The 21,963-nt window shown below is 68.0% G+C and carries 20 protein-coding genes; 15 read left to right on the top strand and 5 right to left on the bottom strand.

Features of this window, described 5'->3' with window-relative positions:
• Positions 1 to 20: 20 nt before the first annotated feature.
• From BLV57_RS26485 to BLV57_RS26470, 4 genes are all read right to left on the bottom strand, one after another.
• Positions 21 to 1,178 carry a glycoside hydrolase family 3 N-terminal domain-containing protein gene (locus BLV57_RS26485; protein ID WP_091293082.1) on the bottom strand — a complete coding sequence of 386 codons (1,158 nt, stop codon included), beginning with the start codon at positions 1,176 to 1,178 and terminating at the stop codon, positions 21 to 23.
• Positions 1,179 to 1,249: 71 nt separating this feature from the next.
• Positions 1,250 to 1,726: a cupin domain-containing protein gene (locus BLV57_RS26480; RefSeq protein ID WP_091293080.1), complete on the bottom strand. Its 477-nt coding sequence runs from the start codon at positions 1,724 to 1,726 to the stop codon at positions 1,250 to 1,252.
• On the bottom strand, positions 1,716 to 2,231 hold the full coding sequence (locus BLV57_RS26475) for a hypothetical protein (RefSeq protein WP_091293078.1): 516 nt from the start codon (positions 2,229 to 2,231) through the stop codon (positions 1,716 to 1,718). Before BLV57_RS26475 ends, BLV57_RS26480 begins: the two co-directional genes overlap by 11 nt.
• A complete protein-coding gene (locus BLV57_RS26470) occupies positions 2,203 to 4,548 on the bottom strand; it encodes an ATP-binding protein (RefSeq protein WP_091293076.1) in 2,346 nt (781 codons plus the stop codon). Before BLV57_RS26470 ends, BLV57_RS26475 begins: the two co-directional genes overlap by 29 nt.
• Positions 4,549 to 4,705: 157 nt before the next feature.
• On the opposite strand from BLV57_RS26470, the gene BLV57_RS26465 reads away from it, so the two are divergent.
• The 3 genes from BLV57_RS26465 to BLV57_RS26455 all read left to right on the top strand — a co-directional run bounded on the left by BLV57_RS26465 (position 4,706) and on the right by BLV57_RS26455 (position 7,626).
• Positions 4,706 to 5,182 carry a nitroreductase family deazaflavin-dependent oxidoreductase gene (locus tag BLV57_RS26465; RefSeq protein ID WP_091293075.1) on the top strand — a complete coding sequence of 159 codons (477 nt, stop codon included), beginning with the start codon at positions 4,706 to 4,708 and terminating at the stop codon, positions 5,180 to 5,182.
• Positions 5,183 to 5,295: 113 nt separating this feature from the next.
• The gene (locus BLV57_RS26460; RefSeq protein WP_245757523.1) at positions 5,296 to 6,696 is read left to right on the top strand and encodes an alpha/beta fold hydrolase; all 1,401 of its coding nucleotides are present in this window, start codon (positions 5,296 to 5,298) and stop codon (positions 6,694 to 6,696) included.
• A gap of 462 nt (positions 6,697 to 7,158) precedes the next feature.
• Positions 7,159 to 7,626 carry a hypothetical protein gene (locus BLV57_RS26455; RefSeq protein ID WP_143047152.1) on the top strand — a complete coding sequence of 156 codons (468 nt, stop codon included), beginning with the start codon at positions 7,159 to 7,161 and terminating at the stop codon, positions 7,624 to 7,626.
• Between the two features lie 158 nt (positions 7,627 to 7,784).
• On the opposite strand, the gene BLV57_RS26450 is transcribed toward BLV57_RS26455, so the two are convergent.
• A complete protein-coding gene (locus tag BLV57_RS26450) occupies positions 7,785 to 7,988 on the bottom strand; it encodes a hypothetical protein (protein WP_091293071.1) in 204 nt (67 codons plus the stop codon).
• 206 nt (positions 7,989 to 8,194) lie between these two features.
• Here BLV57_RS26450 and BLV57_RS26445 point away from each other — a divergent pair, with 206 nt between their 5' ends.
• The 12 genes from BLV57_RS26445 (at position 8,195) to BLV57_RS26395 (ending at position 21,949) form a co-directional block, all read left to right on the top strand.
• Positions 8,195 to 8,371: a transcriptional regulator gene (locus tag BLV57_RS26445; RefSeq protein WP_091293069.1), complete on the top strand. Its 177-nt coding sequence runs from the start codon at positions 8,195 to 8,197 to the stop codon at positions 8,369 to 8,371.
• A gap of 195 nt (positions 8,372 to 8,566) precedes the next feature.
• Positions 8,567 to 10,477: an FAD/NAD(P)-binding protein gene (locus BLV57_RS26440; RefSeq protein WP_091293068.1), complete on the top strand. Its 1,911-nt coding sequence runs from the start codon at positions 8,567 to 8,569 to the stop codon at positions 10,475 to 10,477.
• Between the two features lie 131 nt (positions 10,478 to 10,608).
• On the top strand, positions 10,609 to 11,910 hold the full coding sequence (locus tag BLV57_RS26435) for a lysine N(6)-hydroxylase/L-ornithine N(5)-oxygenase family protein (RefSeq protein ID WP_091293067.1): 1,302 nt from the start codon (positions 10,609 to 10,611) through the stop codon (positions 11,908 to 11,910).
• A 16-nt stretch (positions 11,911 to 11,926) separates the two neighbouring features.
• Positions 11,927 to 12,280, top strand: a complete 354-nt coding sequence (locus tag BLV57_RS26430) for a cupin domain-containing protein (RefSeq protein ID WP_091293066.1) — start codon at positions 11,927 to 11,929, stop codon at positions 12,278 to 12,280.
• Entirely contained in the window at positions 12,277 to 13,848 is a 1,572-nt protein-coding gene (locus BLV57_RS26425) for a class I tRNA ligase family protein (RefSeq protein ID WP_091293064.1), read from the top strand. Before BLV57_RS26430 ends, BLV57_RS26425 begins: the two co-directional genes overlap by 4 nt.
• An 11-nt stretch (positions 13,849 to 13,859) precedes the next feature.
• On the top strand, positions 13,860 to 14,825 hold the full coding sequence (locus BLV57_RS26420) for a TauD/TfdA family dioxygenase (protein WP_091293063.1): 966 nt from the start codon (positions 13,860 to 13,862) through the stop codon (positions 14,823 to 14,825).
• A 76-nt stretch (positions 14,826 to 14,901) separates the two neighbouring features.
• Positions 14,902 to 16,188, top strand: coding sequence for an ATP-grasp domain-containing protein (locus tag BLV57_RS26415; RefSeq protein ID WP_091293061.1), 1,287 nt, complete (start codon positions 14,902 to 14,904; stop codon positions 16,186 to 16,188).
• Positions 16,189 to 16,192: 4 nt separating this feature from the next.
• Entirely contained in the window at positions 16,193 to 17,830 is a 1,638-nt protein-coding gene (locus BLV57_RS26410; protein ID WP_091293059.1) for a class I adenylate-forming enzyme family protein, read from the top strand.
• An 11-nt stretch (positions 17,831 to 17,841) separates the two neighbouring features.
• The gene (locus BLV57_RS26405; protein ID WP_091293058.1) at positions 17,842 to 19,065 is read left to right on the top strand and encodes an ATP-grasp domain-containing protein; all 1,224 of its coding nucleotides are present in this window, start codon (positions 17,842 to 17,844) and stop codon (positions 19,063 to 19,065) included.
• Positions 19,062 to 20,270: an MFS transporter gene (locus BLV57_RS26400; RefSeq protein ID WP_091293056.1), complete on the top strand. Its 1,209-nt coding sequence runs from the start codon at positions 19,062 to 19,064 to the stop codon at positions 20,268 to 20,270. Before BLV57_RS26405 ends, BLV57_RS26400 begins: the two co-directional genes overlap by 4 nt.
• 459 nt (positions 20,271 to 20,729) lie before the next feature.
• On the top strand, positions 20,730 to 20,801 hold the full coding sequence (locus tag BLV57_RS44430) for a tryptorubin family RiPP precursor (protein WP_218134889.1): 72 nt from the start codon (positions 20,730 to 20,732) through the stop codon (positions 20,799 to 20,801).
• 104 nt (positions 20,802 to 20,905) lie between these two features.
• Entirely contained in the window at positions 20,906 to 21,949 is a 1,044-nt protein-coding gene (locus tag BLV57_RS26395; protein WP_091293054.1) for a cytochrome P450, read from the top strand.
• Positions 21,950 to 21,963 lie beyond the last annotated feature (14 nt).

The raw sequence follows: 21,963 nt of genomic DNA, 5'->3' as shown, positions 1-21,963 counted from the left end.
CGCTGCGCACCCGCGCCTCCTCAGCAAGCCTGTTTCGCGGTCAGCACCCGGAGCAGTGCTTCGTGGATCCGATCACCGGGCAGTTCGCCGGTCGCGGCGGCCTTCTCCAGCCGGTCGAGCACTTCCGCGACGTGCCCGCCCGATGACCACAGCGCCTGGTCCGCGCCGGCGGCCAGCGCCTGGACGACCGCGGTCGGCAGCGGGTAGCGGGCGCTGATGGCCCGCATCGCGCCGAGATCGTCGGTGATCACCGGGCCGTCGAAGTGGTAGTCCGTGCGCAGCAGCCGATACGCGGGCTCGGCCAGCGACGCGGGCTTCCCCGCGGTGAGGCCGGGCACGGCGATGTGGCCGACCATCACGGCGGCGCCGTCGAACTCGGCGATCGCCTGATACGGGACCAGGTCGTCGCGGCGCAGCGTGGCGAGCGGCGGGCTGACGACCGCGCCCTGGTGGCTGTCGCCGCTGGCGTGCCCGTGGCCGGGGAAATGCTTGAACACCGGCTGGATCCCGGCCTCGCGCAGGCCCTCGGCGAACGCGAACGCGTAAGCGCGGACGACTTCCGGGTCGGGGCTGAACGAGCGGTCACCGATGACGGCGCCGTCCGGCTGCTCGGTGACGTCCACGTCCGGCGCGTAGTCGACGGTGACGCCGCGTGCCCGCAGCGCGCGGCCTCGTTCCGCGCCGACGGCCTTGACCTCGTCCGGGCTGAGCGTCCGAGCCATCTTCCGCGCGCTCGGGATGTCGCCGTCGAGCGCGTCGATGCGCTGCACCCGGCCGCCTTCCTCGTCGACGGCGACGGACACCGGCACGGTCGCGGCCTCCTGGACGGCGCCCAGCGCGTTGTCGCGGAGCAGCGCGGTCGCGTTGCCGCCGATGAAGATGCCGCCGACCTGCTCGGCGCGGACCAGGTCGGCCGCCGCACGCGCGTTCGACGGGTCGACGCCGACGACCACGAGCTGCGCCAGCCGTCGCCGCATCGGCAGATCGGCGATGACCTTCTCGCACCCGGCCGGCGCGGCCTCGACGGACGGCGTCGGCTCGGGTGCCGGAACGGAGCCGGTGGTCGACGGCGGCACCTGCGCGATCGGAGCGGACGCGGGTGACGGCGGCGCCGGAGTGGCGCAGCCCGTCAGCACCACGGCCAGCGTGACCAGGCCGAGCAGTCCCGTTCGCCTCATCTGAGCTTGGTGTTCCCTCGTCGCTGTCGTCTACGGACGACGCTCAGGGTGTCACACCGAGCCCACCGCGGTCATGCCCCTTCGACACTGCCCGGCGGCAGGAAGTCGACGCCGTGCGCCGCGGAGAGCCGCACGACCTCGTCCGGATCCTCCAGATCGTGCAGTTTCGAGAACAGCTGCGCGAGCTCGCCCGCCGGGCTCACCCAGAACAGCGCGCGGGTCGGCACCTCGCCGCGGTTGTAGTAGGCATGCGGCAGATTCCGGGGCATCAGCACGGTGTCACCCGGCCCCGCGGTCTCCCACTGGCCGTCGAGATACAGCGTGAACACGCCGTCGAGCACGTAGATGTGCTCGTCCTGTTCGGGATGCACATGCGGCGGCACCCCGGTGCCCGGCGGATCGAACGTCTCGAACGCGAAGCTCGACTCGCTGGCCGCCTTCATGTAGTAGGTGTGGCCGAGCACGTTCCACACCGTCTTGCGCATCCCCTCGTTCGCGAGGGTGATCCCCTTCGGCAACGCGCCCAGCACGATCTCATCACCGGTCATGGCACGACTCGATCACGCCTGCCGCGTCCCGCACAAGCGCGCTCGCCCGCGGATCGCCTTGGCGTGCGGCGTCCTCGGCCGCGGCGAGAAGCGTTTCGCGGTACGGAAATCCGCCACGCGCGAGCTGAATCGCCTGGCGGCAGCGGTTGCGCACCGCGTGAACGGCGAGCCCCGCCCGCGCCAGCCCGTCCGCCGCCTTGCCGTAAAGGGCGGCAGCGCGCCCGGCAAGTTCGCCCCTTCGGGCAGCGGCCGCCCCTTCGGCCTGGGTCTCGCATTGACGTGCCTGGCATTCCGCCATCCAGGCGACCGCTTCGGGATTGCTCCGCCACCACGGCGTCCGTTCCAGCTCCGCCATCCTGAGGGCGGCCGTGGTCTCGTCACCGTCGCAGAGGTGCAGACGCGCGATCCAGCCGAGCAGCGGCGCCTCGGCCTCACCGAGATCCAGCGAGCAGACAAGGCTTCGCGCGGCCTCGCCCTCACATCTGGCCCTGGTGACCTGGCCCATGCCCTCGTAGGTACGGCTGAGCCAAAGCCGCGCGCGATGCTCGCCCCAGCCGTCGCCGGACCGCCGGTAGTGGCCGATGCTTGTGGTCAGCGTGTCCACCGCCTGCTCGAACTCGCCCCGCATGGCGTGCCCGAGGCCCTTCACGTTGTGCCCGCAGGCCAGCAGCCACGCGTCGCCCAGGCTCGTGGCGAGTTCGATGGAGTGGGTGGGTGACCCACTTGTCGCCCTCGGTGTGGTCGTTGTCGCGGTAGCAGGCGAAAGCGCCGACGAACAGGCACACCGTGTACTCGGGCCCGTCGGTCAGCCCCAGCCGTTCCAAGATCTCCTTTGCCTGCTCGCCGTGCCCGCGTGCCTCGGGTTCGGTGACGCCGACCGCGCCGAGATGGCAGGTCCAGATGAGCGCGCGGGCCCGCAGCAGCGGCTCCTGCTGATCCGGCGTGATGTCGAGCGCGCGCAGCAGCCCTGGCCAGCCGAACACCCGCTCCCCGCGCATCCACAGGTACCAGCCGAGCGCGTCGACCATGCGCAGCGCGATCTCGTGTCGCCCGTTGCGGCAGGCGAACTCGAAGGCGGCGCGGAGGTTGTCGTCTTCCCGTTCGAGCGTGCTGATGGCCGCGCCCTGCGCGCCGGAATGCAGCGCCGTGCCGAGCCTGCGCGCCAGATCCTGATACAGCTCCGCGTGATGACCCGCGGTTTCGTGGGCCAGGCCGATCTTTTCGAGGCGCACCATGCCGTATTCGCGCAGCGTCTCGAGCATCCGGTAGCGCATCGCGCCCGCCTCGCCGGGAGTGGCCTGCAGCAACGACTTGTCCACCAGGCGCACGACGTGCTCGACCATCGCACCCGGCTCGATCCCCAGCCTGGACCCGAGTTCGGTGGCCTCGTCGAGCCGGAACCCGCCGCGGAACACCGCCAGCGCGACGAACGCGGCCCGCGCGGGCTCGTCCAGCAGGTGAAAGCTCCAGTCGACGACCGCCTCCAGCGTCCGGTGCCTCGGCGTGGTGCGCGAACCGCAAGCCAGCAGCCGGAACCGATCGGCCAGCAGTGCCGAGATCTGGGCGGGCGTGAGCGCGCGCACGCGGGCGGCGGCCAGTTCGATCGGGAGTGGCAACCCGTCGAGCCCACGGCAGATCCCCGCGATCTCGCGGCCGTTCGCGGCGGTCAGGGTGAACCCCGGATCCGCCGCGCGGGCCCGGTCGACGAACAGGCGCACCGCCGGATAGCCGAGCAGGTCGTCCTCGTGGTCGGGCGGGACGTCGAGCGGCCCGACCGGGAACGTCGTCTCGCCGTCAATGCCGAGCGCCTCGCGGCTCGTCGTCACCAGGACGGTGTCCGTGGTCCTGGTCAGCAGCGTCTCGGCGACCTGCGCGACGTCGTCGAGCAGTTGCTCGCAATTGTCGAGCAGCAGCAGGACCCGCTGTTTCACCAGGCTGGCGACCAGCGCGTCGGCCGCGGGTCCCGACGCGGGCGGCCCCGACGAGCTGCGTGTCGCCAGCTGAAGGCCGGTGAGCAACGCCCGGCACAGATCGTCCCCGGCCTGGTAGCCGGCGAGATCGATGAAATGCGCGCCGTCCGCGCACACGGGGTCGCCGCCGTCGATCAAGGCGTGCATCGTCTCGACCGCGAGGCGGGTCTTCCCGGTGCCGCCGGGTCCGATCAGGGTGACCAGCCGGGAACCGCGGACCAGCCCCTGCAGGTGTTCGACCTCGGCCTGCCTGCCGACGAACGAACTCGGCGGCCGCACCCGGCCGGTGCACGCGGGAGGCTGCTCACGCGGCGTCGGTTCACCCGGCAGCCGGATCCAGCCGGTCGTCGAAGTCTCTTTGACCTTGACCGGTATTTGCGCGAATTCGCGGGGATCAACGAGATCGGGAGCGTGTTTGAGCACATCTTGATAAACACGATCAGAGACAATCAACGCGACCAGCGCATCGGAATTGTCGAGCGCGGCGCGCAAAGGCGACGCCTCCAGCAACCGGAAGACATGATTGACCGCCGCGCCGACAATGCCGTGCTCGTCGCTGTGCACCTCACCCGAATGCAGCCCCACCCGCAGCCGGATACTCGCCACCTCACTGGACAGCTCGTTGTGCTTGCGCAGCCCCGCTCTCAGCCAGTCCACCAGCGAAGACGCCAGCAGGGACTCGGGCGTCCCGGCCGGTACCACCACGATGGCGCCGTCGCCGCGATCTTCGACATAACACTTTTCCAGCGGTATGCCACACCGCTGGAAACAATCCGAAAGCAAGCCGTAAAGCGCCTTGCGGACATACCGCAGAACATGGTCGCCGCGGCCGCCGAATGACGCGATGTCCACCGCCACCAGCGCGCAATGCCCAGCTGGCTCTGATCTTGACACAGAGCGACCGCCCTCCCGTTCGGTCCACACTCGGTAACAGTGTAACGACCCACTAGGCCGAACGCGCGCATACGGACACAAAGAGTCACTCATCGATCTTCGCTAGGGTCACGGCATGACAGGTTTGCGTGGTGTGTTCGCCGGTTTCGGCAAGAGCAAGGCGTTCGCCGTGCTCGGCAAGGCCCTGGTTCCCGCCGACCGGGTGCTGCTCCGGATCAGCGGCGGCCGGTTCGGCGTCGGCAGCGCGGTCGGCCTGCGCACCCTGCTGCTCACCACGATCGGCCGCAAGAGCGGCGAGCCACGCCAGGTCCCCCTGCTTTACGTCGAGCGCGACGGCGGCTATGTCGTGATCGGCTCCAACTGGGGTGGCGAGAACCACCCGGCCTGGTCGGCGAACCTGCTGGCCGAGCCGCGCGCGACCGCCTCGATCGCGGGCCGCGCCATCCCGGTCACCGGCCGCCTCCTCGAAGGCGACGAACGCGAACGCATGTGGAACGCGGTCGCCGAGTACTGGCCCGCGTACGACCGCTACGCCGACCGGGCCGCGCACCGCGAGATCCGGGTTTTCCTGCTCAGCGAACAGCCCGGCTGATCCGCCCGGGATTGCACGAATCCCCGCAATCCCAACGAAAATCGGCCGATCGGCATGCCACCCGGCCGATCGGCCGACTCTTCGCCGCGTGCTCCGCTGCCACAGTGACGATCATGATGATCAAGAAGTTCCTGGGCCTGGCGCTGTCCGGCCTGGTCCTCCTCCCGTTCGCGCCGGGCGTGGCGTCAGCGGAAACGTTGCGGTGGCGGCCATGCCGCGAAATCGCTCCCCAGTGGGCCTCCGACGACGACCTCAGCGAGTGCGTCATGGTGACCGTCCCGGTCGACTACGCCGAACCCGATGGCCGCACCTTCGAACTCGCGGTCAGCCGCATCAAGGCCACCGGCCGCCGCGACGGCGTCATCCTGCTCAACCCCGGCGGCCCCGGCGCGTCCGGATTGGACATGCCGCGGTCGATGCTGCGATCGAAAGCGGCCGGACTCGGCGTCCACCATGACCTGATCGGCTTCTCTCCGCGCGGCGTCGGCCACGGCGAATGCCCCGGTGACTACACGCCGCCGGATCCGGCGCTCAGCGAGAAGGAGAAGGCCCGCTTCGAAGCCGAGCGCGACGGCAGGAAGCAGGCCGAATGCGCCGCCGCCGACCCCGAGTTCGTCCGCAATCTCACCACCTCGAACATCGCCCGTGACATGGACCGGATCCGGCAGGCGCTGGGCGAGAAGAAGATCGGCTACTACGGCACTTCCTGGGGCACCGCGCTCGGCGCGCACTACCGCACGCTCTTCGACGGGAACGTCGACAAGATGCTGCTCGACTCCGTGATGGCGCCCGCCTTCGACCTCATGGCGATCGACCGCGGCCAGATGACCGCGAACGAGACCCACTTCCACGAGTTCTCGGCCTGGCTCGCCCGCAACGACGACGTCTACCACTTCGGCACGACCGCGCCGGACGTCACCAAGGCACTGCTCGACCTGCGCGCCAAGCAGACCATCGACCGCACCAGGCTCGACTACATACTCATTTCCTTGCGTGCCGACTGGCCCAAGGCGGCCGCCAAGCTCGTCAAGCTGCGTGACGGCATCCCACTCGAGCCGGATGACGACGACGGAGGCGTTCCGCTGAAAGACTGGGAATTCACCCGGTTCCAGGCAACGGCGGTGCAGTGCAACGAATCCACCGGCTCCCGCGACTTCGACACCATCTGGCGCGACCGGCTCGACCTGATCGCGAAACTGCCCGTCTCGGGGAGCCACGGGAAGTACGATCGCCGGTGCGTCGGCTGGCCGTTCCCCGCGACGCCGTGGCGGCTCACCGGCGGCGCCAGTCCCTTGCAACTGGTCGGGCACACCTACGAGGCCGTCACCCCGATCGGCTGGGCGCGGGACATGCGCAAGCAGATCGGCGGTGCTCTCCTGACGGTCGAGGACGACCAGCACCTCTCCCTGTCGAGAATCCCTTGCGCGGAGAAGGCCTTAGAGTTCTTCGACACCGGCAAGACCTCGAACGACTCCTGCCCGGGCATTCCCACTCCCCCGGCGCTCGCTACCTGAGCCCGCTCGTGGGGGTCGTGAGTGGTACGGCCGGTTCTAACCGGTCTAAACACTCACGACCCCCTTGCGCGGGGCGGGATAAAGCGGGCTTTATCCCGGATGCGGGCCGCGCGTGACGCTTGCTCGGCCACGGTTCGCAGGCCCTTGGGCGAAGTCAGGTCTTGATCGCACGAAAGTGGCGTATGTAACGGTCAGCGTCACAGACGCCACGTTCATGTGGCTTGGTCAAGTCGCTTGACTGAGTGGGAATCAGGTCGTTCAACGCCGCAAACCGCACTCACCGACCGCGCAGGCCTGACACGCGCGGGGGTCGTGAGTGGTATGGCCGGTTCTAACCGGTCTAAACACTCACGACCCAGAGTCGCGCGTGCAGGTCACGGCGGGGGTGTGGGCGCGGTAGGCGAGGTATCGGCGAGCGCGCGAGGCGGGACCGGTCCCGGGTGATCGACCTACGCTCGACGCATGAAACCGCCCCGTTTCCTGGTCGGACTTTTCGTGCTCGCGCTGGCGGGGTGCGGCTCCGTGCCGAAGCAGGCCAGCCCGGTACCGCTCACTACCGCCCCGACGCAGTCATCGAGTGCGGCAACTCAGCCGACCACGGTGGCTGAGCCGAGCAGGGCGCTGCCGACCATCGCGGACATGCCGGACGAAGGCCGGAACTTCGCCTCGTGCAAGGACGGGAAGTGCCGGGTGCACGTCAAGCCCGGTGACCGCGTCACGACCCCGGCCGAGGTGGGCGGCACGACACTGCGGATCAAGGCGATCGAGCCGGGTTCGGTCACTTTCGAGCAAACGGGTTTCGGTGGCGGGACATTCACCGCGACGGTTTACGACACCGGCTCCGGAACGGGGCTGGGCAGCGGCGAACGCTATACGATCGGGTTCTTCGAAATCGGCAAGGATCAGGCGATTCTGCAGATCGACGTCTGATTTCCGTACCGCGACTCGTGGCGGTAACGGCCCCAGTGGAAGGCAAGTGTTTCATTCGTCCGCGGCGGGCTGGGAATTCACCGCTCGGATCGGGGTGAACCGGCTCGTCGCCGCGGCGGGCGGACCTGAGAGCTTGGGGCTGGCAGGGGGGTGCGGGTTCACCAGTGGGTGTCGTCGGAGCCCCAGTGGGTGTCGGCGACGCACTCGGTGCCGTTCCAGTGGGTGTCGGCGGCGCAGACCGGGTCGCCGGCGGTGTTCCAGTGGGTGTCGGCCGAGGCGCTGGGGGCGAAGGCCGAGAAGAAGGCGAGGCCGGCGATGGCGGTGGCGGCTGCGGTGGCGGCGAGCTTGCGGGTGATGGTCATGATGTTCTCCCTGGTGTCTTGCCTGGTCCGGGGTGTTCCGGCCGGGCTGAAACCAGTTGACGCCCGCGCGGTATCGACGGGCTTCCGGTGCGCTTTCCCCGGACCGATAGACGGCCGATAGCGGGCCCAAAGCCGCGCTGGGGACAGTGGTCACATCGCGGAGGACGAAGCACTGGGGCCGCGAACGCCGTAACGAGGGAGACGTCATGAACACACGGAGGCGCACCGTCCCGACGGACCTGGCCGCACTGGCCGCGGGGGTCACCGAGAACACCATCCGGAAGTGGGCGAGCCGGGGGAAGCTCACCCGCTACGGCACCCCCGGCAGGGCCGAATACGACCTCGACGAACTGTTCGCGATCGTGGCGGCCAAAGCCGCCTAGAAAACCACCCGCAGCACCACACCAAAACGGCATGGGGACAGCGATTCTTTGCTGCCCTCATGCCTTTTTTCGCGCCCGCAGAACGGCGAAACAATCTTGACCGAAATGGTTGACAACTCCATTCACGTGGTGTCACGCTTTTCCCACGGCACAGCTGTGCTCAAATCCCGACGAAAACCAGACTGGGGAGAAGTCATGCCATCTGCAGATCCGCTGACGGTCGTCATCGTCGGCGCCGGGCCGCGTGGCACCGGCGTGCTCGAGCGGCTGCTGGTCAATGTCGGCGAGCTCTTGCCCGACCGAGAACTGCACATCCACCTGGTCGACCCGTACCCGCCCGGCGCGGGCCGGGTGTGGCGCGAGGACCAGTCGTCGCTGATGTGGATGAACGCCACCGCCGAGAACGTCACCATGTTCCCCGACGACACCTGCCTGCTCGACGGCCCGCTGCGGACCGGGCCGTCGCTCGCCGAGTGGGCGGCCGCGCACGACGGCGGCTGCGAGCCGTCGGCCTTCGCGAGCCGGAACACGCAGGGCCGGTATCTGGCCTGGGTGCTGGAAAAGATCGTCGCCGAGGCACCGGAGCGGGTCACGATCACCGTGCACCCGACGACCGCCGTCCGGCTCGAGCGGCTCGAGAACGGGCGTGAGCGGCTGCGGCTGGCCAAGGGCGGTGTCCTCTACCCGGACGCGGTCGTGCTGGCGCTCGGGCACCTCGAGGTCGAGCCGGACAAGCAGGAGCGCGCACTGTCCGATTTCGCCGCGCGGCACGGGTTGCACTACGTGCCGCCCGCGTACACGGTCGACGTCGACTGGTCGGCTCTCGCGCCGGGCGAGCCCGTGCTCGTGCGGGGGCTCGGGCTCGCGTTCATCGACCTGATGGCGTTGCTGACCGAAGGCCGCGGCGGCCGGTACGAATCCACCGAGGACGGTCTGCGGTATGTGAAATCCGGACAGGAGCCGGTGCTCTACGTCGGTTCGCGCCGCGGCGTGCCCTACCGCGCCAAGATGAGCTACCGGCTCAGCGGCGCGCCCGCTCCGCTGCCCTGGTTCTTCGACGGGAACACCGTCGACAACCGGTTCACCTTCCAGAAGGACCTCGACTTCTACGCCCACCTCTGGCCGTCGATGGCGAAGGAGGTCGGCTGGGGGCACTACCACGAGCTGTTCCGGTCGCACCCGGATCGCGTCACGGTCTCGTGGGCCGACTTCGCGGAGGTCTACACCGCACTCGACTGGGGCGGCCCCGAGATGCGGCGGCTGATCGAGACGAGCGTGCCCGACCCCGAGGACCGGCTCGACTTCGAGGGGCTCGACGGGCCGTTGAGCGGCCTGGAGTTCGAAGGTTTCGAGCAGCTGCAACAACACCTGGCCGAGCACATCGAAGCCGACGTCACGCGGCGCGGCGACTCCACGCACAGCGCGGATCTCGGCGCGTTCCAAGCACTGTGGTCGGTTCACGGTGAAATGTCCAGTGTGCTCGCCGGCGGCAAGCTCACCGCGCGCAGTCAGGTGGAGGACCTGAGCGGCTGGTGGTCCGGTTTCTTCGACTACGTCGGCAGCGGACCGCCCGGTGAACGACTGGAACAGTTGCTGGCACTCGCGAACGCCGGGATCGTCCGGTTCCTCGGCGCGGGCACCTGGGTGACGGCGGACGAGCGGCGCGGCGTTTTCCGTGGCGGCGGCTACAACTCCGAGCACACGGTCGAGGCGAAGACACTGGTCGAGGCCAGGCTGCCACGCTCGACACTGCGCGATTGCTCGGATCCGTTGCTGCGCGGGCTGTACGAGGACGGCGCCGCGATGGAGCACCAGGTGTCCGACGAGGACGGATTCGAGCACAGTTCGGGCGTGCTGCACGTTTCGCCCCACGACTTCCGGATTCTCGACCGGGCGGGCGAACCACAGGACGGGCGGTACGCGCTGGGCCCGTACACGAACGTCAGTCACTTCGCGACGTTCGCGCGGCCGAGGGTGAACGCGCTCTCGTTCCGGCAGAACGACACGCTCGCCCGCGGCCTGCTTCGCCACCTGCTGGGAATCGATCATGGAAAACAACAAGATCAAGAGAGAACTGAAACAATTCAGCCGCGCCTTGCGGCCTAACGAATTGGTGCGTTCGGCCCATTCTGCCCGCCCCAGAGATCAAGATGTACGCAGCCGCCGATTTCCTTGCTATCGTTCCTGCCCACTGGGACGAACACCGATTCGCGGAGCCATTTGAAACTGGGGAGCGGATGACTCATCGTGCACTCGAACTGCTCGCCATCGGCGGAGGGCCTGCCAACCTGGCCCTCGCCATAGCCATTGAGGAATTAGCACCGGATGACCTCTCCGAACGATCGCTGGTGATCGAGCGGAACGAGACGGTCGCCTGGCAGCGGGGAATGCTGCTGCCGGAGGCGCAGAGCCAGGTTTCCTTCCTGAAAGACCTGGTCACCCTGCGCAACCCGCGCAGCAAATTCTCGTTCGTCAACTATCTTCACTCGATCGGCAGACTCAACGAGTTCATCAACATGGGCAATTTCTGGCCCTATCGCGTGGAGATGTCCGATTATCACCAGTGGGTGGCGAATTCGCTGGAAAAAGTCCGGCTGGAATGTGCGCGGGAGTGTCAGGAGATCGAGCCTCGGCGCGACTCCGATGGCACGCTGACCGGCTGGGTCACCCACCTCGCGGACGGTTCGACGATCGGCAGCCGCTATTTGGTCGTCGGCGCCGGGCGGGACCCGTATATCCCGCCCGTCTTCGCCGGTCTGCCCGATGATCGGATCATTCACAGCACGCAGTACCTGCCGAGGATCGCCGGACTGCCCGGCGACGTGCCGTACCGGGTGGTGGTCATCGGCGGCGCGCAGAGCGCGGCGGAGATGTTCGACGCGGTCGGCAACGACCTGCCCGGCTGTCACCGGACGCTGGTGATGCGCTCGATCGGGTTGAAGACCTACGAGAACAGCAAGTTCACGAACGAGCTGTACTTCCCCTCCGCGGTCGACGACTTCTTCGACGCGCCACCGGACGCCCGCGAGCAGATCCTGCGCGAGATGCACATCAGCAACTACTCCGGCCTGGCCGCGTCCACCTTGGACGATCTGTACAAGCAGGTGTACCTCGACCGCATGACCGGCAAGGGCAAGCTGCGCATCGAGACGATGACCGACATCGCCTCGGCGCGCGAAGAGGGCGGCGAGGTCGTGCTCGAGCTGGCCGACCGCCGGACCGGCACGGTCGAGGAGCTCCGCTGTGACCTGGTGCTGCTCGGCACCGGGTTCGTCAGGGAGATGCCGACGATGGTGCGTGACCTGGCCGCCTCGCTGGGCCTGGAGAAGATCGAGGTCACCAGGGACTACCGGCTCAAGATCCCCGGTCAGGCGGACGCGGCCTGCTACCTGCAGGGCGTGAACGAGGCCACGCACGGCATCGGCGACTCGCTGCTGAGCATGCTCGCCGCGCGCGGATCCGATATCGCGCACGACATCCTCGCCGATCGCGCCGGCCGCGCGGTCACGCTGACTTCCACCTCGGTAACGGCCAACTAGAGGGAGAAAACGGACAGTGGAGATTCGCAAGCTCGACCGGGAACGGCTGGGGCCGGACAACAACCATTCCCAGCGCCTGGTCCCGTGGGACGCCCTCAACGCGCCGTTCGAAGGCGCCTGGAACGTGATCCGCCCCGGCACCTCGTCGGTCAAGCACGCCCACCACGAGTACGAGATCTTCATCGCGATCTCGGGCAAGGCGATCCTCGAATCGCAGGGTGAGCGCACCGAGTTCGTGCCGGGCGACGTGGTGCACTTCCCGCCGCACACCGATCACCAGGTGATCAACGACGGCGACGAGGACTTCCAGATGTACTCGGTCTGGTGGGACAAAGACATGACCGAGCGGTTCGCCGAGCGTGACAAGTGAGCCAGCGCACAGCGATCGTCATCGACACCCCGCCGACGTCGAACGGCGATCTGCACGTCGGGCACCTGGCTGGCCCGTTCATGGCGGCCGACGTGCACGCGCGCTATCTGCGGGCGCTGGGCCGTCCGGTGGTGTTCTCGAGTGGAACCGATGACAGCCAAACGTACGTACTGGCGAGTGCTCGGCGCAAAGGCCGTACCCCCGAAGACCTTTGTGGACAGTCCTGGCACGACATCAAGCAGACCCTCGTCGACATGGGGATCTCGCTCGACGGGTTCGCGCCGTACGACGACCGCTACCGCGCCTCGTCGCTGGACTTCGTCACCGCGCTGCACGCGGCAGGGAAGTTCCGGCTCAAGAAGGTGCTGCTGCCCTACTCGGAGCGCGACGGCGAGTTCCTCGTCGAGGGCCTGGTCTGCGGATATTGCCCGGTCTGCCTGGTGGAGAGCCGGGGCGGGCTGTGCGAGAGCTGCGGGCACCCGAACAACTTCGACGAGCTGCTGCAGCCTCGGTCCACTGTGGACCCCGAGGACGTGGTCACGCACCGGGAAGCCGAGATACTGGTGCTGCCGATGGAGGAGTACCGCGAGCGGCTGATCGCGTACTACGCCGAGAAGCGCGAGCGGCTGCGCCCGCACACCATCGGGCTCGTCGACGAGCTGCTCGCGAAGCCGTTGCCGGACTTCCCGATCACGTACCCGATCTCGTGGGGCATCCCGGCGCCGTTCCCGGAGACCGAAGGCCAGGTGCTCAACGCCTGGGTCGAGGGGATCCCGGCGGTGATGTACTGCACCGCGTACGCCGCCGAGCAGCTCGGCGAGAAGCACGAAGACGATCACGAGCTGTGGCGCGCGGAGCACGACGCCGAGGTCATCTACTTCATCGGCTTCGACAACGTGTACTTCTGGGGCCTCACGCACCTGGCGCTGATCCTGGCGCACGAGGGCAAGTACGTGGTGCCGGACACGATCATCTCCAACGAGTTCTACGAGCTGGAGAACGACAAGTTCTCGACCAGCCTCGGGCACGTGCTGTACACGAAGGACCTGCTCCGAGAGGTGCCGAGGGACCTGATCCGGTTCTATCTCGCGGTCAGCTGCCCGGAGCACCAGCGCACCAACTTCAGCCGCGAGGGCCTCGACAAGGTCGCCGGGCGGCGGCTCGCCGAGCCGTGGAACCGGCTGGCGAACCAGCTCGCCAAGGCGGTCGCTGATTTAGGCATACAGTCGGGTGTCGAGGGACGTGAACTGCCGGTCTCCGCCGACGCCCGGCAACGCGCGGAAGCGGTGCTCTCGCGATTCCGGATCTGCTACGAGCTTTCCGGCTACAGCCTGACCAGGGCGGCGGACCTGATCGTCGCGCAGCTCGACCGGCTCAACCGCGAGGCACTGCGGCCGGACCAGCTCGGTGACCTGTTCTACGAGGTCCGCGCGCTGATCAGCGGCGCATCGCCGATCCTGATCGACCTCGCCGCCGCCGTGGCCGAGGCGGGTGGCTTCGCTCTCCAGATGGAAGCGCCCGTGCTGTACGCGGTGGCCCCGTTCGACGTTCCACTCATAGGTGACTAGGGGATTCACAGATGTCAGTGGTCACACACGCGCCCACGTCCGAGGTCATCCTCAGACCGGGCGACACGGCCGAGTTCGAGCAGGTGACCCGCGCGCTGAGTTCGGGCGAGGTCGACGACCCCGGCTGGGTCGCGCAGGCCAGGAGCGGCTGGGATCTGCTGCCGCTGGCGCTGCGCCGGTCGCTGCGGGAGTTCCGCAGGCATTCCGGGCCGCGCGGCGCGCTGCTCGTGCGCGGGGTGCCGATCGGTGAGCCTGGCGTGACGCCGTCGGTGCTCGGCTCGGTCGAGCGCTCGGCGACGGTCTCGGCGGCTTCGCTGGTGCTGGTCGCCTGCGGGCTCGGCGACCCGGCCGCGTTCAAGGCCGAGAAGTCGGGCGCGCTGGTGCAGAACGTGGTGCCGGTGCCAGGGCAGGAGGAGATGCAGGGCAACTCGGGCTCGGTGCTGCTCTCGTTCCACAACGAGAACGCGTTCCACGAGCACCGGCCGGACTTCGTGATGCTGCTGTGCCTGCGCGCCGACCCCGACCGGGTCGCCGGGCTGCGCACAGCGTGCATCCGCGAGGTCCTGCCGCTGCTCAGCACGGAAACGCGGGAAGCCTTGTTCCACGAGGAGTTCGTGACGGAGCCACCGCCGTCGTTCGGGGGAAGTGACGGCGCGACCGCGCCGCACGCGGTGCTCTTCGGCGCGGAGGACGACCCGGACATGCGGGTCGACCTCGCGGCGACGACCCCGCTGACCCCGCGCGCCGCCGCGGCGCTCGCCGAGCTCGGCGAGGCGTTCGCGTCCGGCGCCTCGGTCACCAAGCTGGAGCCGGGTGATCTGGCCATTGTGGACAACCGGGTGACGGTGCACGGGCGCACCGCCTTCCGGCCACGCTACGACGGCACGGATCGCTGGCTGCAACGCACGTTCGTGGCCGCCGACGTCCGGCGGTCGCGGGATCACCGGCCCGGTGACGGGTACGTCCTCATTCGCTGACACAACCGCATACAACCAAGAACGCCCCATCCGGGAATCCCGGGTGGGGCGTTCGTCGTTTCTGGAGGGATTTCCCATGCGCGCACCCGCTTTCCTGTTCCTCGGCGACCTCGTGATCGTCGCGCGGCAGGCCAGGCTCATCACCGAGGCACGGCGCCGTGGCTACGCGCCGCTGCTCGTGGTCACCCCGCACACCGACCCCGCGCGGCTCGCCGAGTTACGCGCGGATCCGAGCCATCCACTGTCCCAGCTGGCCGACGTCGTCGAGGTCCCGGACGCGACCGTCGACGCGGTCATGCCGGGTATCCAGCCGCTGCTGCGGCGCTACGACGTCCAGGGCACCATGTGCATCGGCGACCTGTTCGTCGAGCCGACCGGGGTGGTCGCGGACGTGCTCGGGCTGCCGGGCGCGGGCTCGGGCGCGAGCCGGATCTCGCGGAACAAGCTGTTGCAGCGCACGGCTTTACCCGAGTACTCGCCGGACTGGCGGGTGGTCACGCCCGCCGAGCGCGCGGACGTCGACCCGGCGGAGATCAGCTTCCCGGTGGTGGTCAAGCCGATCGGCCGGTTCTCCAGCCTGGGCGTCTACCAGGTCGACGACGGCGAGCGGCTCGCCGAGGTTCTCGCAGGCTATCCGGCCGACGAGATCGTGCTGATCGAGAGCCGGGTCGTCGGCCCGGAGTTCTCGGTCGAATCGCTGGTGCAGCACGGCAAGGTGTTCTGGAACGCGGTCACGGCCAAGGAGACCAACGAGTCCTCGGGGTCGTTCTTCACCGAGATGGGCCACACCTGCCCGGCCGAGCTGGCCGTGAGCGACGAGGACCTGCTGTTCGCCGCGAACGCGGAAGTGTTGCGGCGCTTGGACTTCCGCGACGGGATCGCGCACGCGGAGTTCCGCATCTCCGAGGGCCGCGCGGTGCTGATGGAGGTCGCGGTCCGGGTGCCCGGCGGCGGGATCACGTTCCTGTGGCACCTGGCGACGGGCGAGCCGCTGGAGCCGGTGATGCTGGACCTCGCGCTCGGCCAGCCCGCCGACTACCCCGCGCCGCGCCGTCGCGCCCGGCAGGTCTATCTGGATCACCCGCACGGTGTGCTGGTCGACGTGACCAGCACCAGCGCCCCGGTTTCCTGGGTGGAGCGGGACGACCGGTACCCCGCGATGGCGCCCGTGGCCGCGAACGCACCCGCCGGAGCCCGTGCCGTGTTCGTCACCCAGCAGCCCGGAGCCGTGCTGGGGGCGCAGACCGACGGCGAGCAGCGCTCCGGTTCGGTGCTGTTCGACGTCCCGTTCGGCAGCCCGGCCGAGCCGCTCGCCGAGTGGTTCGCCGGTGAGGTCACCGTCCACGTCGTGTCGGAAAGGTAGTCCGATGGCACTCTCGAGTGAGACCACCCTGTCGCCGCGGCGGCGGGCCGAACTCGCCGCCGACCCGGCCGTCGGCGGCGGCAACCTGCTGCGGTCGGCGATCGCCTACAGCCCGCATCCGGAGCTGCCGTTCCTGCGCACGGAACGCCCGATCCCGCTCAGCCCCGGCTGGGAGACCTGCGAGTTCAGCCTGCTCAAGCTCGACTGGCTGGTGCAGAACTGGTCGGCCTGGTACCTCGCACAGGGCGTGGTGCCGCGCGATCGCGTCGCCGTCTACCTCGACGACTCGTTCGCGTACTCGGTGCACTTCTACGCGCTCGCGCAGATCGGCGCGATCGCGGTGCTGATCAACAGCAACGCGCCGGCGGACATCGCGCGGTCGCTGATCGAGCAGACCACGCCGGTCGGGCTGTACACGACCGAGTCGCGGCTCGTCGATCTGCCGGAGCTGAACTGGATCGTCACGGCCGAGGCGCTGCCCGCTCCCCCGGCCGCCGATCTGCCGTCCGAGGCCAGGTTCCAACACAAGAACGAGGATCCGGTGGTCATCCTGCACTCGTCGGGCACGACCGGCGAGCCGAAGCCGACCGTCCACACGCATCAGTCCATTGTGGCTGGTCCGAAGTTCCGGCTGGTCGACCACAAGGAGTTCCCGGGTGCGGTCACCATGACCTCGCTCCCCCAGTCACATCTCGGCTGTATCGCGTACACGGCGTACGCGGTGCTGGCGGGCGCCAACACGGTGGCCGCGTTCGACCGCTGCGCCGCGGAACTCGTCGACTGCGTCGTCCAGCAGAAGCCGAGCGCGGTGATGTCGTTCGCGCACGCCTACGCCGAGATTCCCGGGCTGGAGATCAAACCGGGTTCGGTCGACTCAGTGAACGTCTGGGTGTCCATTGGGGACGCCGTGCACGAGACGCATATCAAGCACATCCTCGGTTTGCGCAGTCCACACAAGCCGCCGTCGGTGTTTCTCGACCGGCTGGGCACCACCGAGCTCGGCTGGGGCGTACTGCTCAAGATCCGCAACCTGAGCACCGCACGCAACGACCGCTGCGCGGGCAAACCGGTCGGTGTCGCCGAGGTGGTCGTGCTGCGCGCCGACGGCACGATCGCGGCCGACAACGAGATCGGCCTGCTCGGCGCACGCGGCCCGGCGATCACCCCGGGCTACTGGGCCAACGCCGACATCACCTACAGCAGCCGCCTCGCCGGGTACTGGCTCACCGGCGACAACGCCTACCGCGACGAGAACGGCGACCACTTCCTGGTCGACCGCTCCGCCGACGTGATCGAGACGCCACACGGTGTCGGCTACTCGGTGTCGATGGAGGAGGCCATCCTCTCCGGCGTGCCCGAGGTCGTGGACGCCTCGGTCGTGGCGGGCAAGCACGACGGCGCCGTCACCCCGGTGGCGCTGGTGAGCATCGGCGATGACGTGGTCGTCGAAGCCGAGAAGCTGCTCCTGCTCGCGAACGAGGCACTCGACGCCGCGGGGCATCCGCGGCTCGGCGTGCTGGAGATCAGCGACGCAGGCGTGCCGGTCGGTGTCACCGGGAAAGTCCTCAAGCGACAGCTCCGCCAGAAGTACGACGCACTCGAAACCTATTCCGCCGACCCACGCCGCTTCGCTACCGTCTAAAGGAGACGATCATGGTCACCCCACTTGTGATGGTGATGCCCTACAAGGCTTTCGTGAAGAAGGCCACGCAAGAGGGGTTCGCCGTCAGTGCCATCTGGGACCCCTCGCTGGCCTCGGTCATGCCGACCGGGCCTGCCGGTTTCCCCGCCTACCTCAAAGAAGTCGAAGGCCTCGCCGAAGACTTCATCCTCGCCGACTTCACGGACGCGGAGGAGTTCGCCGAGACCATCGAGAAGGCCGCGGCGAACTCCGGCGCCCAGCAGATCTACCACGTCGGCCAGGAGACCAGCATGCTCGCCGCGTACGAGATCGCGGACGAGCTGGGCAAGGCGGTCAACCCGCCGCGCTCGATCCGCCTGCTCAACGACAAGGCCGAGATGCGGAAACTCCTTACCGCGCATGGACTTTCCAGCGTCCAGTACGCCTACGCCCAGCGCTGGCAGGACGTCGAGTCGATGATCGGCGACTTCCGCCTGCCCGCCATCGTCAAGCCGACGGACCTGGCGGGCAGCCGGGGCGTGCTCAAGCTGACCGACCGCGCGCAGCTCGCGGACTGGGGCAGGCTGCTGGAGTCCTACGACTACACCGGCCCGGTGCTGATCGAGGAGTTCCTCGACGGACCCGAGTTCAGCGTCGAGAGCATCTCGGTGCGCGGTGAGCACCACATCATCGGCATCACCCGCAAGATACTCGGCCCGCCGCCGTCGGTGGTCGAGGCTGGTCACGTCCACCCGGTCGCCGAGTCGTCCCAGACCAAGGCGATCGCCACGCTGACCAGGCACCTGCTGCGCGTCACCGGCTACCAGAACGGCCCCGCCCACACCGAGGTCATCTGGACCAAGCGCGGCCCGAAAATCGTCGAATCGCAGGCGCGGCTCGGCGGTGACCGCATTCCCCAGCTCGTGGAGATGGCCACCGGCTTCGACATCGAGCGCGCCATCTTCAGGGCGTTGAAGGGCGAGGCACTGGACCCGAAGACCCGGTCGGACGTGGCCCGCGTGCACTACTTCTCCTTCAAGCCCGGCGTTCTGCGGTCGGTCGACGGTCTCGACGCGGTCCGCGACCTGGATTTCGTGGCCGAACTGAGCTTCCCGTTCTCGCCGGGCGACGTCATCCCGGAGACGGTCGACTCGAAGACGCGCCACGGCTACGTCACGTTGTCCGGAAAGGACGAAGCCGAGACCGAGACGCGACTCGAACTGATCAAGTCACTCGTGACGGTGGTGACGGAATGAACTTCCTGAGCCTGCATCCGACGTTGCGGATCCGCATCGGCGTCGGGTTCGTCAACCGGCTGCTCGACTCGATGATCACCTCGTTCATGGCGATCTATCTGGCGTTCCGCTTCGGCATCGCGGTGGCGGGCGTGCTGATGTTCGCGGTCGTCTCGCTCGGCGTGATCGGCATGCTCGTCGGCGGCCACATCTCCGACACCCGTGGCCGCCGCAACACCTTGCTGCTGGCCGAATTCGGCGGCTTCGCCAGCTTCGCGGTGATGGCCGTCGCCGACGCGTCGAACGTGACCCTGCTGGTGTACGCGGGCTATTTGGTCAACAAGTTCGCGGCCAGCCTCGCGCTGCCCGCGAACGACGCGATGATCGTCGACGTCACCACGCCGGAGGACCGCAAGCAGGTCTACACGATGAACTACTGGGCGACGAACCTCGCGCTCGCCATCGGCGGCCTGCTCGGCGGATTCCTCTACAATGGACACTTCACGCTGCTGCTCGGCGGCGCGGCCGCGTGCACGGCGGGCGTGTTCGCGGTGACGTACTTCCTCATCGCGGAGTCCAAACCGGACGGTGACCCGGCCGCGCCGCGCGCTTCGGTCCTGCGTGAGTTCTCGGCAGGCTATCGGCTCGTGCTGCGTGACGGGATGTTCATCCGGTTCATGGTCGCGGCGACGCTGATCATGGCGATCGAGTTCCAGCTGGTCAACTACGTCGGTGTCCGGCTGGCGCACGACATGCCCAATGGCGTCGAGATCTTGGGCGTCCTGCGCGCGGAGAACACGGCCTTGGTCGTGGTGCTCGCGCTGTTCTCGCACCTGCTGTTCCGGCGGCTCTCGGACAGGTTCCGGCTGTTCGCGGGCGTCGGGCTGTTCACGGCCGGGTACATGGTGCTGGCGGTGTCGAACACGGGCTGGGTGCTGCTGATCGCGGGCGCGGTGTTCACGGTCGGCGAGCTGATGAACGTCCCGGTCAAGCAGGCGATGCTGGCGAACATGGTCCCGGACCAGGCCCGTACCCGCTATATGGCGGTGTACAACCTGAACATCCGGGTCGCCCAGATGCTCGCGGCCGGCTGCATCACCCTGGGCGCCCTGGTCCCGCCGTGGGGCATCGCGCTCCTGTACGGCGTGGCCGGGCTCGTGGTGATCGCCCAGTTCCGGGTGCTGCTCAACCGGACCCCGGTCACCCCCGAGCCCGTACCCGCCTAGCCGTTGGGGTCGTGAGTGTTTAGGCCGGTTAGAACCGGCCGGAACACTCACGACCACCCGTAACGGACGTCGGAGCGCGACGGGCAGGTCGAATAACGCAGCTCGAATCAGGAGACCGTGCCCGCGCGAGTGGGAACTCCGCTGCATCTAACGGAGCAGAGGTACCACTCGCGCAAGCATCTTGACAAATCATCACCCGGTGGAAATTCAGTAAGGAATATGTCAGGAAGTTGTCAGCAATCTCTTTCAGCGGAACATCGGGTGAGTTCGCCAAATACATGGAATCTATTTTATTGATAAGTGAGCTACGTCACATTGACGTTCAACTCGGGCTGGGATTGACTTTTTTCAAGGCGCAAATTCGGGGGGAATGCAATTGCTTCACTCGCATTGGTGTGATCCACCGTCCCGGAGTCGCCTGACCTTGAAAAACATCCAGATACACCCGGAGGTATTGCTATGAAGGCACTCATGCGGAAGTTCAAGCCCGAGAAGAGCCTCAAGGCCTACGCTTGGTACATCTGGTGGTGAACAGGCGCTGACCTGGTAATTCCTTAAGAAACCCCAGGTCGGCGGCGACCTCCCGCGAGGCCGCCGCCGACCTGGGGTCCGGTCACGGCTGGGAGTGCCCTGAAATGCAGGTTTCCACCACGGGCGGCATCGCCCGCACCATCGTCTTCGCACCGAGAATTGACGAATTGCTGCGAAAACATCGCGGCGATGGTCTTTTCCGGCTGGATCACGACACGGTGGGGATCGGCGATCCGCACCTGATCGACGCGATCATGGCCAGCAGGCCTGCCAATGATTTCGAGCGGCCGACGTTCAAGCCGCTGCAGGGCAAATCGATCAGCCGGCCGGAATCGACCGGGCTCATGCGGGCGGTCGGGCAGGATGTGCGGATCGCCTTGAAGAAAACCGACGAACGGCCGGTCGACCTGTCCGGGGAATGGCCGCATGTCGGACATGTCTATTTACGTGATCTCATCTTTCCCGGCGATCCGATGCGACTGCTCGCGCTGATGGATCGGCGGCTGGAATGGACCACCGCGCTGACCAGGGCCGTCGTGACCGCGGGCTCGGCACTGCCCGGATGGCCCTCGCCGGACGCGCCGATCTCGAACCTGGGGAAGATCGCCGCCGAGGCGCGGGGCTACCACGCCAAGTTTCGCGCCATGGGGCTCTATCGGCGCGCTTCCGCTCCCGTGTGCTTCACGGTTTCGCAGCTGGTCGCGAGCGCGATCTGGCTCGGCGCCCCCTTCGACGACCAGTGGTCGAACCGCGACATCATCCACGAGACGCTGCGGCTGCTGCCCGTCTCGTGGAACCTGCTGCGGGTCGCGTCACCGGAATTCCCCGCGCTCGACGCCCGGATCGGGCCGAAGGACGACGTCCTGATGTTCCCGTTGCTCAGCCACCGCGACCCCGCGCTCTGGGACGACCCCGACGAGTTCCGGCCGGAGCGCTGGGCCACGCTCGACCCCGACCACCAGCTCGGCTACTTGCCGTTCGGCCACCTCAGCGAACGCTGCTGGGGCCGCCACATGGTGCTGCCGCTGGCCGAGCGCCTGCTCGACCTGGTCCGCGAGGGCGGCTACCGCGTCGACCCGGCGCAAGCCGAAGCGAAGGTCCCGCTCGCGGGGCTGTTCGGTGTCACCAAAGTGAAAGTGACCAGGTAGGGCCTTATGATCGG

This window comes from Amycolatopsis xylanica (assembly GCF_900107045.1).
In the GTDB taxonomy this organism is placed as follows: domain Bacteria; phylum Actinomycetota; class Actinomycetes; order Mycobacteriales; family Pseudonocardiaceae; genus Amycolatopsis; species Amycolatopsis xylanica.
The sequence above is the reverse complement of the archived record's forward strand: the minus strand, read 5'-3'. Positions and strand labels throughout refer to the sequence as shown.